The organism is Marinobacter alkalisoli, assembly GCF_045449855.1.
GTDB lineage: Bacteria > Pseudomonadota > Gammaproteobacteria > Pseudomonadales > Oleiphilaceae > Marinobacter.
The window spans coordinates 173,816-187,821 of sequence record NZ_JBJJLC010000005.1 but is presented as its reverse complement, the minus strand read 5'-3'; the positions used below and the strand labels follow the sequence as shown (position 1 = coordinate 187,821).

Here is a 14,006-nt window from a genome sequence, read left to right as displayed (position 1 = left end):
GGCGAAGCCGCAATGCAGTAACCGTCGCCGTGACTGGCATGGTTAACTGTCGCTCCCCCCATAGTGCGACCTCAATACTTTATGACGGTGCCTGAAGACGAACCGGTAAACCGGTGCCAGAATATATGCCAATAGGGGCAACCTACACTGGAACTCGACGGTATCGGTAACCCGGCAAGATGACCCGTTCAAATCAATGTCCCGACAATGGTGCCACAACTTGTTGGTTAGAGAACTGGACTCTTCCACAAAACCACGTTGGCGATCAATGCTCTGGAAAAAGAACGTATGCCGATCGATGGGAATAAATCCGAAAAGTAGTATCCAGCTGGAAAAAAGTATCCTGCCTGTAGGCCACTCAAAGATTGCCTGGTTAGACCATTTGGGAGGTGCGGTCATGCGGATGAGAGGACTCAGCTCCGTATTGACCCCCTTCATGGTAAGAAGTCCGCCGACCTCCTTCGGACTGACTTCAAGATTGCTCGATACTTGAAACTTCACCACTACCCTCCGAGACTGTGATGGTTACATGCAATCACACCATACCTTTGAAATTCGGCAATGAAGCCACCCGGTCTAGCCATGCTAGAACGGCCGGATAGGCCTCCAACTCAAAGCCGCCCTCGTGAGCTACGTGTGTGTATGCATAAAGCGAAATGTCTGCGGTGGTAAAGTTCTCACCTGCTATATATGGTGTTTTTCTAAGTTGCTGCTCCATAACTTGCAACGCCTTGTGGCCGCCAGCTTGCTTTGAAGCATATTCGGCGGCCTTTTCCTCAGGAAGCCCAAGGTACTTATTGATGAAGCGGGCTACCGCGATAAACGGCTCATGGCTGTATTGTTCGAAAAATTGCCATTGCAGGACGCGTGCTTGAGCCAGACTTCCCTCTGGATAGAGAGCTGACCCGCCTGCCAAGTAGTTGATAATGGCGTTTGACTCAGCAAGGGTCTCGCCCTCATCAAGCTCAAGCAAGGGTATTTTGCCATTGGGATTCTTTTTCAAGAACTCGTCAGACTTAGTGTCGCCAGCCAGGATATCGACATCAATCCATTCGTGGTCAATATTCAGCAGGCTGCAGACGAGCTGAACCTTGTAGCAGTTGCCTGATTTGGTATCACCGTAAATTTTCACGCACTCTCCTTTGCTATGTAACGCTCTGGGCCCGCAGCCCGATACCTCTCGATCTCCGAAGTAACTACAACGGGACCGATTAAAAGAAAGAAACAGAGCGCATACAATCCCCAAGCGTCGCCGCCTGAGCTATAAATCCGGTAAATAAGAACTGGCAGCACAAAAAGGCAAGATCCGACCACCCACAGCTGCAAAATTCCGTGCTCTTGTAGATATTGGCCCAGGCGTAGACCTCTCGGCCCATACCCTTTCCACTTCCGAAACTCAGGGTTGAATGCCAGCATCAGCACCAAAACAAAACCGCTTGCAAGGCCAGCAGATAATCGATGATCTGAAGGCAGCAGGAAAGTTGATGCCAAGACCAGCAAGAAAATACCGGCGCACTTCCAGTTTTTAACGATAACTTTCTGAGCTGATGTCATAATCGTTTAACGCCGCTCAGCACGCGCGGTTACGGAATGGAGGCGCAGCCTCAATGTAGTAGCCGTCGCCGTGACTGGCCAGGTTATGTTTGTAGCTGTTCGAAATACCACTCGGCCTGCTCCCAACCAAGATCTTATTCCATGCGCCAATCGAATGGGCGAGGATGGCGGTGATAATGTAGTGGGCGTCGCCGTGGCTGCACTGGTTAGAGCATTCTGGCTGACAATCGCCTATCTGCCTAACCTCAAAACTGTGTTCGTTTACCCACCCACCGGCTTTGGAATAGACACTTGGTTCAGAAACGGATACTTTTCCGAGGACACAGGGAAGGTCTTCTGAATTTGATCTTCCACAACATCTGATTTATCGGCTCCTCCCATACGAGCAAAGAATCGTCCGGACTCTTTTTTCTGAACGCTAAAATAGATGTCGCCGATGTAGTTGAAGCTGCCGGGTGCAACTTGGACTTCCGTACCTTTAAGGTCCATTGAATAGCCGTAGCCCATGTAGTCCACATCTTCCCACGTATAGGTTCCTGAGCGAACTCGCATCACGACCAGAGGATCATGGTTGGGGAACATTCTAATTTCAGTTGCAGCGCCCAAGCCGCTATTTTCTTGGTGTCTCATATGCAGAAAAACTGATCCCGGCACTTCATTCGCGTCCTCTATACCAATACGAGCAACTAGATAACCACTATTTTCACCAATTGGATACATATCAATCATCTGCTCATTGCTGATGAAGAAGTCAGTGTTCATCATACTTTGACAGCCAACTGTTAGAGTACACAAAGCCAAGATCACATATTTTTTAAACATTTCTTTTCCTTTTTAGTACTGTGGACACATGCATACGCCATTCAGCGAAGCAAACGTAGCACCTATGTGGCGCGAATCTCCAAAAGCAGTTCATGATCAGGTAGAACGCCCTAAGTAAGCCGCCGGGCCGGGACGGAGCGCAGCGAAGTATCGGTCGGCTTCACCCACTGTTAGGGAAGCGCATCGATAATCCGAACGCTTATGACGAACATGCAGGTCGCCCCAATTACATACCCACCGGTGGACAAGGCTGAATCCCGCATAGATAGATGGAGCGGCGCTGTTTCACAAGCCTACGCCCTCCATCAACCTCGCTTCGGGTGAAATAGAGCTGATGGCGGCCATGAATTCGTCTTCATTGGAACCAATATGGGCCTTGATTGAATTTGCGACTCCCGTGTAAAGGGTGATGATTGCGCCCTTCTTAGGACAGTTCGGGTAATCCACATCATTCATCACCCTTACTTTATTCACTTCACTTAAATTGAGACTGTATGTTTTAATCTGGTCCTCAAATTCACTGCCCAAGTCTCTCCCTTCCATTAAATTACGAATATTTTCAAAACCCTTGAAACTCACTTCTGTGCTTGTGTACACAACATCCATATCACGAAAACCAACCAACTGCGCGGGCTGATCATTTCGATTGGTGTGTGCGTTACACATGCCTTTTGCTGATTCGTTGCCGCGAAGGCTAGAACGGATTATATTCATCGCGTTCCTTTCAGTCATTGATGATTTCATCTGCAGAGACTGCTGTGACAGAGTATATCCTGACGCGCACCCGTGCAGTACTGAGACACCGAGGCAAAAAATGGCTGTTTTCAAAACAGAGCTTCCCATCAATCTCTACTCCTAGTTTGGCATACCGACGGTTCATCGGTTCTGAAGACGGTTGAGTTAATTTGCGAGCGAATAAAGAGTGCTCTATCCCGATAGGGTAACTCGGCTCCCTAAAACGCCCGCAGCATGCACGGCTTTGGAATGGAGGCAAAGACGTCGCCGTGCCTGCGATTGTTAGATTTCAAAGTATCTAGTTGGGTCGTTAGGATCGATTACCACAAGTCTGTCCCAATCATGTTCAATTTGGACCTGATTACGAAACATTTCCAGATCGTAGTCGTTGATCCCGAAGCCAACATAGTCTACTAATGCAAGCCACCACTCTGGGTATCTACTTCTGATTTTAGAGACCTTCCTCGACTTCTCTTCAGCGCAGTAGCGAATATTCTTTTCCATCTCAGCTAAGACCAAACCGCCAGACTCTTCATCGCTACAACCTCCGATCAAAAACATTGTTGAATGCGGGTTGCTGGCCGGAAAAATGTCGAGTTCAAAATCTCCATCCCGAAAAATAGTCCCTTTTTCTTGAAGAGGATTCTGGGCAGATGATTGGAGAGCAGTTTTTATCTTTGGACCAAGAGTTTTCCAAGGCGCTACTGGGCGAGCAAAACGGAAAAAAACAAACCAACTTTGCCCAAACAAAGGTGGACCTAGGCTTTTGGTAAGGTCATCAATTTTTTTCCAGAGTGGTATCTCCACCTCTTCTAAGCCCTTAAATTCCCCACCATCGAAGTGATTTTGATTCAGACGGCGAACTTCCACAGCGATAGTGCCGTCCAGTAAGAAATCGGGCGGTACGTTACCGTCTGGCTCATAAGTAATGTCTTTAAAACCCCTATGGCGTAGGTGCCGCTCAACATATCTTTCAGTTGGATCCAAGTTGGCTCCTCGAAAATCTAACGCCGCCAACACGCGCAGCTTTGTAGTGGAGGCGAAGCCGAAACGAAAAAGCTGTCGCCGTGCTTGGCCTGGTTAGTCATTTTCGCTCGCATAGTTTATGTACCGAATACCGTGAAACTCAGACTTACATATACAGCGTAGCCCAGCAGGAGCAACCCTCCTTCGAGTCTGCTAAGCCGACTTCCCGTATATAGAAAGAACAACAGAATCAGCGACGTTCCTAACATGACCCATTGATCAAAATGAAGGATTCGCTCGTGGACTGGAAGCGGCTGTAGCAACGCGGAAATTCCGAGTATTCCCAGGAGATTGAAAATATTGCTGCCTAGGATATTCCCAATAGCAACATCGGCATGTCGGCGGAACGCCGCGATTACTGATATCGAAAGCTCGGGCAAAGACGTGCCAACCGCCACAAGGGTCAAACCTATCACAGCTTCTGAGACACCAAACGACTCGGCTATTCCCACGGCTCCCTTTAGCAGTACTTGTGAGCCGGCAACCAAAAGGACCAAGCCCAACACAACCGCCATGACTATCCATAGCGTTGTTTTTGGCAGAGAAGTAACTTCCTCCCCTTCAGCTATGTGTAACCCTGCGGAAGGCGCTTCTCCAGAGCGCTCGGTCCAATAAGCCCAGATCAGATAAGCGGCGAGCGCCAGAAGGAATATGGTGGCGTCAGACCTTACCAAAGCATCCCCACCGACAAGAATAAGAAACAAAATGCTAGCCGCGACAACCGTGACACCATCACGCCGCAATACGAGCGGCTTGACAGCAAGAGGCGTTATCAGTGCGCATAAGCCTAGTATCAGCAGGATGTTGCCGATATTACTCCCCACAACGTTACCGATTGCGATGTCGGGCCGCTCACTAAGAGCAGCCTCAATTGAGACCACCAACTCTGGCGCAGACGTACCGAAACCGACAATTAACAAGCCGCTGAGCAGAGGAGAAATCCCCAGTCGATTTGCAGCTGCCAAAGATCCTCTGATAAGTGCCTCACCGCCACTAGTCAGAAGCAACACTCCGATAGCGACAAATAGCAGGTTCAACATGATTTTGAGCTTCCGGTTGCGCACTTAATAAAAATGGCTGCATCAGTCTGGACTGCCTAACGCTCGGGCTCAGCCGCCGGTTTGGAGCGGCAGCGGAAAACCGGTCGGCTGGAGCCCTGGTTAGCCATGCATGACGGTTTCCGCGATTTCTTGTGCCTTTTGGATGCTGATTCCATTCTCAAAATCTCTAAATAGTTCATGGTCCGACTCATGTAGCGTCAGATAAGGCCGAGAGCCATCTGAACGAGGATGCACATCGGTTGCTAGCGCATAGGTGTTTTCGTAATAGGGAAGGTAGTTGCAGAACCAACCAAAATAAGCTCTATCCGTGTCTGGCTCATCCCAAGTTTCAACATAGTGCTCATAACTTTCCCGACTCAGGGAGACCCAGACACCCCACATGAACGGCTCAGAAACTCCATAAATAGGAATCTCAATAATCACTCTAATGAAAAAATGCCAACCATCTTCGTCTTCATAGAAGCACAGGTCATCTCCAATTCTACCGGTGGATTTAATTTCTTCCGGTTGCTCAAGCCAAGGATCTGGAGCCCGAAATGCGAAACTGGGAGAGCCTTCATGTACCTCTCCACAACAAGAGCATTTGAAACTGAAAATACCTGCCATGATCTCCAACTTTTTTGGCTAACGCGAGCAGCAGGGGCGCGATGTCAGGAGTGTCCCTTGCCTGCATTTGTTAAACATTGTCTAGGTCCCAGACTTTGTGGCGGATACTACCGACAGCTTGCTGTAACCATTCAGGCGCAAGCTCGCTGGCGCAAAAACAACATGCAATCTGGCCTTTCACAAATGATACTGACCTCCACCCACAATTCCGGATCTCGGAAACGTCCGGATACGGTTCTTCCTTAACCCCGAAGATATGTTTCAAGTTCACATAAAACAGGAGATCCATCGATTCACGGTCCCTGGATGCGTATTTCAAGTTAAGCTTGTTTGCTTCTTCCAAGCAACGTTGATAAATCTCGGTAATCGACGAATCTTTGGGCCTGAAAGGAGTCAGAAGATCTTGAGGGTCGCTAATTTCTTTGACCCTTTCCAGTTCATCTTTGAATTCCTTATGGCGCTTACGGCCCGGATCAAGTATCTCTTTGACCTCAAAAGCACCACCAATGACGACAACATTAGGTGGATCTTGTTCTGGAGAGGTAACGTCCTCTTCAGAGTGATGAATGTTCAAATTTTCGAGAAACGTCTGAACAACCCACCGCTCGCGCTCGGCTTTGTATTCGGCACCAAAATACTCTACCGATTCTTCCAGTGAAGCGATTCTTTCTTTGATGAACTCATCATCTTCCATGATGCTTCCCTTGTGTTTAACGCTGAGCTAAGCGGCGCCACGACAGTGGCGTCCGCTGGACGGCCGTCAGGCCGGGAACAGACTTAAGCGACTTGTTATGTTGCAATTTCCAACAGCGCTACTTTAACGTTAATTGCTCGGCCGGGATGATCAAGTCCCCTGAGCCGTCACCGGGCTCAACTAAATATGAGACTCCATCGTCGCCAGGCTCAATTGATATGACAGCTGCTAACTTACCCTTGGCCGGGCCGTCGGAAATCTCCACGGAGTCATTGATGACAAAAGGGATTCTGTTACTCCTTTTGCCTTCGTAGAACTCTTTTTCCATAAGTTCTCTATTCATAGTTTTGCAACATAATGCGGAGCACAGCGGCACGAGCTTGCGAGCGTCCGGCGGCCGTAGGCCGCGAACTGGTGCGTATTGTTATGTCTGTGACCGGACCAGCACCTCATTCTTCATACTCGATGAAATCCCATGGAATTTCTCTTTTAAAGATTGAAATGCTTTCCTCCATTACCTCGAGGGATACAGGTTCTTTGAAAACCGTGACAGTTCTCGTCCTGTCCGTATCGTCCCTGAATATCTCGAGAATCAGATCTTCATCGATGTAAATCTCGACCCCAATACCGTCACGAGGATTTATATCGCTTGCGACAACAACACGAAGGTTATTCTGTGACACCACGGCTCCTTTGACTGCCCTGTACATAACGCTGCCATCACCGGTGACGAAACCGGAGCGAAGCGGAGGTTTTGGCATCCGGTGCATGGCCTGGTTATGAGTTCTCTGATGGGTCAATGTCTTCACCGAACATGATTCGATGACCCTCTGGTGTTGCTACACCAAACTCACGTAAGCCCCAAGGCTTATCAGATATTGCCTGGAAAATCTCCGCGCCGCTCTGCTGATAGTCACGGTAAATTTCGTCGATGCCCTCACAGTTCACATAGGCAAAGTACGAATGTTCATGCGTATCACGAGCCGGAAGTTCGTCCGGGCAATGCCCCACCATTACGTGAAAACTGCCGAGGCTCAGGAACGACCAGCCGTCCACACGGAACCGGACGGAAAACCCAAGTTTGTCGAGAAAGTAGCTCTCGGTCTTCTCAAGATCCTTTACCGCCAGAACATGCTGGGTTGCTTTTACTTTAAACACCGATGACTCCCTTCACGAGTGTGGATACTCATAACGCTTTGCATAAGCGGCGCCCGACTAGGGCGTCCGGTGGAGGCCCATCGGGCCGGAACAAACTTAATGCACTTGTTAGGAGTTCCGCTCAAAATTGGCAGCAATCGAAGTGAGGTAAGCTAGGGCCAAGATAGCTCCATCTGCCAAACCAAGGATCGATGATATCGCCGTTTCATAAGGTGAAAGCACTTGGACTCCGTCGAAAAAGCTTCGGGCGATGACTAGGCAGTAAAAAACCAAAAATCCAATCCTAGCTACTTTGATGTAGAAGAACAGCCCAACAGACAAACCGAGCCAGACAGCTAATTCCCCCCAATATGCTAGTTCACTTCCTGGAATGACAGATCCTAAGCCGCCTTGATCAAGGAGCTGAAGTTGCTCAACCGAAAACCACATGTAATCGACGTATGGCATTGACCAAAAAATTACCGTGAGGAGCGCCATAGTGACTACTAGCGATCGAAAGATGGCTTCCATTCATTTACTCCTAACGCCAAAATTCAGCGGCGGCCTTTGCGCAGCGAAGCGGAGAAAAGGCCGTCCGGTGGAGGCCCGCCAGGGCCGTAACGAACTGGAATGCCTGGTTATGCATTTTATCCAAGATAGGCCTCAAGCTTTTCAGGGATATATGGCCAAAACACCTTCCAGCTTTCTGGTTTGGGGTAGCGTGCCTTGTACTCCTCTCGTTCTCTCGCACTAAGCCTGCCGTACCAGTCAACGAACTGATACCAATACTCTTCACCAGGCCCCATTCGCCAACCAATAGACCCCAACGGTATTTCAGGATACTGAAGCCATGGGGGCAGCATATCGTCATTCATAAAGCCAGTACCTGCTGTGCCAATCGACGCTGCATAACGCCAGAGCGCACCGGCGCACTTTAGTGCGTCCGAGTGCCGCGAATTGTTATGCACTACCTGCTGACTCGACACTATGGTGCCAGAGAATTTTGCCCGATCGAGAAACGGCTACACTCTCAATCATGCCTCCATCTTGAAAGCTAAAAACCATGTCTTCGAGTCCTTGGAGACTCGGATTGTCTGTTGGGATTCTATTGACTCCCAAGAACACCAATTCCGAGGCTTCGCACTCCTCATCTAGTTTGGATAGTGCCTCTAAAAACAGGTACTCATCAGGCAGCATTACTGGCTTTTTAATAGAAAGCCAATCAAGCAGCCTTTTGAACTCTCTAAAGATTCTGTCCCATTCCTCTAATGTTTCTCTGACTTTTTTATGGGCTGCGGGAATGGCAAAAAATAGACCGGTTGCACCTGAGAGAATTGTCACGGAGACAACTAGCCAGTCAGCCCCTCTGCCGATGTCCTTGGTGCCGACCTCAGCAGGAATATAACCGCCCGGGTAGCTCTCAAGTTTTTGAAGAAGGCTATCAACTTCCTCCTTCTCGCGCTCAATTTTATGCCGCGAGGGGTCACCAAAAGGGTTAATTATAATTTCCATTAATCGACCGTTACTCCCTTTGCATAACGCCGCTCAGCACGCGCGGCTACGAAATGGAGGCGAAGCCGCAATGGAGTAGACGTCGCCGTGCCTGGCATGGTTAGGCATTTTCGTTAAGTGGCGGTGGTTCACCATAATACTCCTCGTGAGTGAGCCAGCCTTCTGCTATTGAATCCCTTACCCATGTAGAAGCACAACATTGCGGCGGAGAAAAACTGTACCATGGCCAACAGATCACGCCCTCCAGCTCCTTCGCGTCATTAGTGGCTCCGAGTAGGACAGCACACTGTGTAAACATTGCGACCTTTCTGCCTTCCTCGGTACTTTCAGGCAGCCGGTGCAAATAGGGATCGGCCAATTCGCTCGCTCGCCCCAAGCTACTCGCCCGGACTATCAGGTGAGTGTCGTTGCTTGAATCAGGACCGTCATCTTCCTCCCCGTTACCCCACCTCGTTAAAAAATAGATATTCATTGCTTGTGTGCCTAACGCCAGCAGCAGGGGCGCGACGTTAGGAGCGTCCCTTGCCTGCATTTGTTAAGTGAATAATTTTGCTTATAAATTTGGTCACTAGAAGACCCAAAAGTACAAATACAATACTGCCTATAACATGGCCATATGACCGATTCGAAACCAGAGTAGGTTCCATAGCGTCTAGTATTGGTAGCGAAAGAAAAGCCACTACCACACCAAGCAGAGAGGCCCAAAGGCCACGCTCAGACAGCCTACTGACTTCCTGCAACCGAGTGCTCGAAAACACTCCTAAAGCCAAGCCAACCATAAAGGCGCTTGCTCTGCTGACATACCAAAACGGGTGTGCATTTAGAGATGCCACCGTAGCACCTAGCAGAGCTGAAACCGCAACTACCGTAAATATTGCTATCAGGATGACGCGGACCAAAACACCCTCAAACACTTAACGCTGATGGTAACCGGCGCCGTAGCGCAGCGAAGGGAACCAAAAGCGGTACGCTTTTGGCGTCCGGTTGACCGACTGGTTAAGGGCCGGTTACCCGTTGTTTTGTATTGGCACCCAGTGCTGAATGCCCACTCCCGATACTGTGTGCCAGCTTGACCCATTGCGCCAGGAACCAGAACACCGAATACGCGGAAAGTGCCCGACGAATGCGCCGGATTGCCCCGCGACCTGAACACCAAAATACCGGCCAAAACCGTTGCCAAACTGAGGGCTGTTTTCTGCCTGCAGGCACCCACCCAAACCGCGCCAAAACACCCAACCGATGAACACCACAGCCAAGGCCTTTAACGCCAAGATTCAGCGGCGGCCTTTGCGAAGCGAAGCGGAGCAAAGGCCGTCCGGTGGAGGCCCATCAGGGCCGGAACGAACTGGAATGATTGGTTAAGTGTATTTTGCCACGGTGTTTTGAACATTCTCGATGCCCTTTAAAAAACTACTTGAAGCCATTCTCTCAAGCGGCTGACTCCAAGGTTCTTCGAGTGATGTATTTATAACGTACACCACCCACTCACCATCAAATGTCGCTTCATTGCCATAAAAACCAAAATCGACATTTATTGGCTTGGACTTGTGCTCGAAAAACAGCAAATCCTCTCTTGGCTCTACCCTCGCAGAAAGGTGAGATTTTCCCAAGGCTATTTCCAAAATCCTATCTGGATCATGAACAGACCAAGTTTCGGTATCAACTTCGATCATGGCTTTACACTTAACGCCTGCAGCATGCGCGCCCACGGAATGGAGCCGAAGGTGCAATGTAGTGGGCGTCGCCGTGCCTGCCCTTGTTAGGCACTGAATTTAAAGTAAAAAACATAATGTGTCACTTGCGACGGATCTGCTGTAAGCGAGCTTAATGCTTCATCAAGGCTTGGCTGATTGTTAGCGGAAAAAGAGGCACAAAAATCAGTTCTCGGTTGCCTATTTCCGTCAGGGAAAACGGTGAAAGCGTCGTAGCCTAAAAAGATCAATCGATCATCGTAAATTCGTGTGATGACTTCAGCTGCATTGTCTCTAGCAATGCAGCATTCTCGCCCGAGCGGAACGAATGGTATATGCCAGTTTTTATATAGCTGCTCTTGACTCATCATTACTGCCTAACATTTGTATATGAGTCTGAATGATCACTTTTCCACTGACTCATATCTCAATTCAACAACCTCTCAAAACTAGGCAGAAAATCCCGTCAGGTCAATAAGTTCCGACTGTTTTCCTGACCGCCGTCCCAAACAAAAATGATCACAAAGACCACTATCCACTTTTTCAAACACCCTTCCATACCACTGATTTAGAACGGAAACTTACAGGTTTCTACAAACTCACCCAGTTCATGGTCGCAACGATCATTTTTCCAGTTGTCAGCCCCTCCCCTCCAACCAACCGCTGAAAACTTCCTGCGGCAAGGATGCCACCGGTGACGTCGGCTGATAGCTAATCAGGCCATATGGCATTGGTGGACTCTATATAGGTGGAGGGCTCTTAACCCGTGTACTAGCTTGAAAAAGGTCATGCAGTACACAACTTCGGCTTCAATGCATTTTTTCAGAGTATCGTAGTTATGGTAAGTCCAGCTCAGCAAACTCCCGCCCCGGAAACCACCTGGCGACAGAAACTGGCAGAGGTTCTGGATATGTTCGCCTTTCCTTTACGCACCTCCCATTACGTCGAACTGGTCAACCCGCTCTGGAGCACCCACCAGATGCAGGCGCAGGTCGTCGATGTATGGGACGAGACCAAGGATGCGCGCACCATTACCTTGCGCCCTGGCGTGAACTGGCGATTGAACCGGCCCGGACAGCATGTTCGCATCGGCATTCCTGTTGAGGGCCGACACTATACCCGCACCTACACGATATCTTCCCCGCCGGAGCGTAATGACGACTGCTTTACGATCACCGTGAAGATTATCGAGGGAGGGCGCGTATCCAGGCATATCGTCCGCAATATCAAAGTCGGTGACTATCTCCCCATAGGCCTGCCCCAGGGCGATTTCTATCTGCCAGATGCCTCTCCGATCCAGCCCCTGTTTATTACCGCCGGCAGTGGTATTACACCGGCCATGAGCATGATACGAAGTCTGGTTGCGCAGGAGCGGTTGCCAGACACGGTGCACATACATTACGCACCTCACGAGTTCGATGTGATCTTCAGTAAAGAGCTGCGACAACTCGCGGCGGATAAGGCGCAGTACCACCTCCACGAAGTGCACACCCAGGAACTTGGTGAACAGAAACAAATCAGGGGCTATTTCAGTGAGGAGCAGTTGGAATCGCTCTGTCCCGACTGGAAAGAGCGGGATTGCTACGCTTGTGGTCCCCCGGGGTTACTCGCCGCTCTGGAAGACTTGTATGAGCAAGCTGGACTCAGGCGCCGACTGCATATTGAGCGTTTCCTGGCGGATTTTGCCGAGGTACCGAAAGACGCCGTTGGCGGTAAAGTTCGCTTTGCCCTGAGTAACCTTGATGTAGACGCCGACAGCGAAACCAATCTGTTACGGATTGCCGAAGACGCTGGCATGAACCCGCCCCACGGCTGTCGCATGGGTATCTGTCATACCTGCAACACCAAGCTGGTCTCGGGTTGTGTGCGGGATTTGCGTACCGGCGAGGTGTTGAATGAAGCCGGCGCCATTGTGCAGACCTGTGTGTGCGCCGCTGCTGGCGACTGTGAACTGGATCTTTAGGAGTACACGATGGCTACCAAGAAACCCCTGCCGGTGGATCTTACTGACGAGCAGATTGACGAATTCGGCCGTGAAATGGAGGCGATTTATGATGACATCATGAAGAGTCGAGGTGAGAGTGATCGCCAATACATCCTTGGAATGATCCGAACTCAGAGAAGCATGGCTCTGATTGGCCGTTTGTTTATGTATGCGGGTCTGTTCTTCCTGCCTGCCTGGTCCCATGCGCTAGCCGGCTGGACAGCGACATTACTGATCATGGGACTGGGTACGTTCATGCTTGGTATCGCCAAGATCCTGGAGAACATGGAAATTGCCCATAACGTCCTGCATGCGCAGTGGGACTGGATGAAGGATCCCGATATCCAGTCCAATACCTGGGAATGGGACACCATGAGCCCGTCGGATCGCTGGATGCATTCCCACAACGTGGTACACCACACCTGGACCAATGTCCTGGAAAAGGACCTCGATGTCGGATACGGCATTATGCGGGTTACGCCTTTGCAGGAGTGGCATCCCAAATACCTGCCCCAGCCTGTTTATTTCATCCTGCTGATGCTGTTCTTTGAGGAAGGCGTAGCGTTGCATGAACAGGCCCTGGTGGATGTGATCGAAGGCCGTAAGAAGGCATCAGAGCTCAAGCCACTGGCGAGCCGTATCGGGCGCAAGATCTGGGGTCAGGTTCGTAAGGACTACATTATGTGGCCGGGACTGGCGGCATTGGTGGCTGTGCCTGTTTCCTTCTTTGTGCCGGCCTCCCCTTTCCTGGTCTTCGGGCTGGTGGCCGGGGCGAACTTCATCGCCAACATCATTCGCAATATCTGGGCCTTTATGATCATTTTTTGCGGCCATTTTCCCGAAGGCGTGTATAACTTCACCCCCGATCAGGTGGAGGGGGAATCCCGTGGCCAATGGTACCTTCGTCAACTCCTCGGTTCCGCCAATATTACGGGGGGCAGCCTGTTCCATGTGCTCTCCGGCAACCTGAGCCACCAGATTGAACACCACCTGTTCCCTGACATGTGCAGCAATCGATATCCGGAAGCCTCCCAGCGGGTGCGGGCCGTGGCTGCCCGCTATGGCTTGCCATACAACCGGGCATCCCTGTGGCGCCAGTTTGGCACTACCTGGCTGAAAAACTTACGTCTGGCATTTCCGGGGGGCAGACCACAACCGGAAGTCGCCCGCGCCTGACGCGAGCC

Annotated in this window: 18 protein-coding genes; 2 read left to right on the top strand and 16 right to left on the bottom strand. The window is 50.3% G+C overall.

What is annotated here, in order from left to right:
• Window positions 1-42: 42 nt before the first annotated feature.
• The 16 genes from ACJO5Y_RS20835 to ACJO5Y_RS02905 form a co-directional block, all read right to left on the bottom strand.
• A complete protein-coding gene (locus ACJO5Y_RS20835; protein ID WP_504928329.1) occupies window positions 43-501 on the bottom strand; it encodes an Rv1443c family protein in 459 nt (152 codons plus the stop codon).
• A gap of 34 nt (window positions 502-535) precedes the next feature.
• Complete coding sequence (locus ACJO5Y_RS02975; RefSeq protein ID WP_406984935.1) at window positions 536-1,132, bottom strand: glutathione S-transferase family protein; 597 nt, start codon at window positions 1,130-1,132, stop codon at window positions 536-538.
• Window positions 1,129-1,554 (bottom strand): hypothetical protein, encoded by a 426-nt coding sequence (locus tag ACJO5Y_RS02970; protein ID WP_406984934.1) that lies wholly within the window; start codon window positions 1,552-1,554, stop codon window positions 1,129-1,131. Before ACJO5Y_RS02970 ends, ACJO5Y_RS02975 begins: the two co-directional genes overlap by 4 nt.
• Window positions 1,555-1,815: 261 nt before the next feature.
• Entirely contained in the window at window positions 1,816-2,376 is a 561-nt protein-coding gene (locus tag ACJO5Y_RS02965) for a hypothetical protein (RefSeq protein ID WP_406984933.1), read from the bottom strand.
• 285 nt (window positions 2,377-2,661) lie between these two features.
• Window positions 2,662-3,120, bottom strand: coding sequence for a hypothetical protein (locus tag ACJO5Y_RS02960; RefSeq protein WP_406984932.1), 459 nt, complete (start codon window positions 3,118-3,120; stop codon window positions 2,662-2,664).
• Between the two features lie 273 nt (window positions 3,121-3,393).
• Window positions 3,394-4,098 (bottom strand): hypothetical protein, encoded by a 705-nt coding sequence (locus tag ACJO5Y_RS02955; RefSeq protein WP_406984931.1) that lies wholly within the window; start codon window positions 4,096-4,098, stop codon window positions 3,394-3,396.
• 116 nt (window positions 4,099-4,214) lie between these two features.
• Window positions 4,215-5,177 carry a calcium/sodium antiporter gene (locus tag ACJO5Y_RS02950; protein ID WP_406984930.1) on the bottom strand — a complete coding sequence of 321 codons (963 nt, stop codon included), beginning with the start codon at window positions 5,175-5,177 and terminating at the stop codon, window positions 4,215-4,217.
• A gap of 120 nt (window positions 5,178-5,297) precedes the next feature.
• On the bottom strand, window positions 5,298-5,804 hold the full coding sequence (locus ACJO5Y_RS02945) for a DUF2199 domain-containing protein (RefSeq protein ID WP_406984928.1): 507 nt from the start codon (window positions 5,802-5,804) through the stop codon (window positions 5,298-5,300).
• A 70-nt stretch (window positions 5,805-5,874) separates the two neighbouring features.
• Window positions 5,875-6,498: a DUF1780 domain-containing protein gene (locus ACJO5Y_RS02940; RefSeq protein ID WP_406984926.1), complete on the bottom strand. Its 624-nt coding sequence runs from the start codon at window positions 6,496-6,498 to the stop codon at window positions 5,875-5,877.
• A 118-nt stretch (window positions 6,499-6,616) separates the two neighbouring features.
• Window positions 6,617-6,826: a hypothetical protein gene (locus tag ACJO5Y_RS02935; protein ID WP_406984924.1), complete on the bottom strand. Its 210-nt coding sequence runs from the start codon at window positions 6,824-6,826 to the stop codon at window positions 6,617-6,619.
• Window positions 6,827-6,947: 121 nt separating this feature from the next.
• Window positions 6,948-7,259, bottom strand: a complete 312-nt coding sequence (locus ACJO5Y_RS02930; RefSeq protein WP_406984922.1) for a hypothetical protein — start codon at window positions 7,257-7,259, stop codon at window positions 6,948-6,950.
• A gap of 16 nt (window positions 7,260-7,275) precedes the next feature.
• The gene (locus ACJO5Y_RS02925) at window positions 7,276-7,656 is read right to left on the bottom strand and encodes a VOC family protein (protein WP_406984920.1); all 381 of its coding nucleotides are present in this window, start codon (window positions 7,654-7,656) and stop codon (window positions 7,276-7,278) included.
• A 108-nt stretch (window positions 7,657-7,764) separates the two neighbouring features.
• A complete protein-coding gene (locus ACJO5Y_RS02920) occupies window positions 7,765-8,166 on the bottom strand; it encodes a hypothetical protein (protein WP_406984918.1) in 402 nt (133 codons plus the stop codon).
• A 116-nt stretch (window positions 8,167-8,282) separates the two neighbouring features.
• Window positions 8,283-8,510, bottom strand: a complete 228-nt coding sequence (locus ACJO5Y_RS02915) for a hypothetical protein (protein WP_406984916.1) — start codon at window positions 8,508-8,510, stop codon at window positions 8,283-8,285.
• 85 nt (window positions 8,511-8,595) lie between these two features.
• Window positions 8,596-9,147: a hypothetical protein gene (locus tag ACJO5Y_RS02910; RefSeq protein WP_406984914.1), complete on the bottom strand. Its 552-nt coding sequence runs from the start codon at window positions 9,145-9,147 to the stop codon at window positions 8,596-8,598.
• Between the two features lie 1,358 nt (window positions 9,148-10,505).
• The gene (locus ACJO5Y_RS02905; protein ID WP_406984913.1) at window positions 10,506-10,820 is read right to left on the bottom strand and encodes a hypothetical protein; all 315 of its coding nucleotides are present in this window, start codon (window positions 10,818-10,820) and stop codon (window positions 10,506-10,508) included.
• Window positions 10,821-11,676: 856 nt separating this feature from the next.
• Between ACJO5Y_RS02905 and ACJO5Y_RS02900 the strand changes: the two genes are divergently transcribed.
• On the top strand, window positions 11,677-12,801 hold the full coding sequence (locus tag ACJO5Y_RS02900; protein ID WP_406984911.1) for a ferredoxin reductase: 1,125 nt from the start codon (window positions 11,677-11,679) through the stop codon (window positions 12,799-12,801).
• 9 nt (window positions 12,802-12,810) lie between these two features.
• Window positions 12,811-13,998 carry a fatty acid desaturase family protein gene (locus tag ACJO5Y_RS02895; RefSeq protein WP_406984909.1) on the top strand — a complete coding sequence of 396 codons (1,188 nt, stop codon included), beginning with the start codon at window positions 12,811-12,813 and terminating at the stop codon, window positions 13,996-13,998.
• Window positions 13,999-14,006 lie beyond the last annotated feature (8 nt).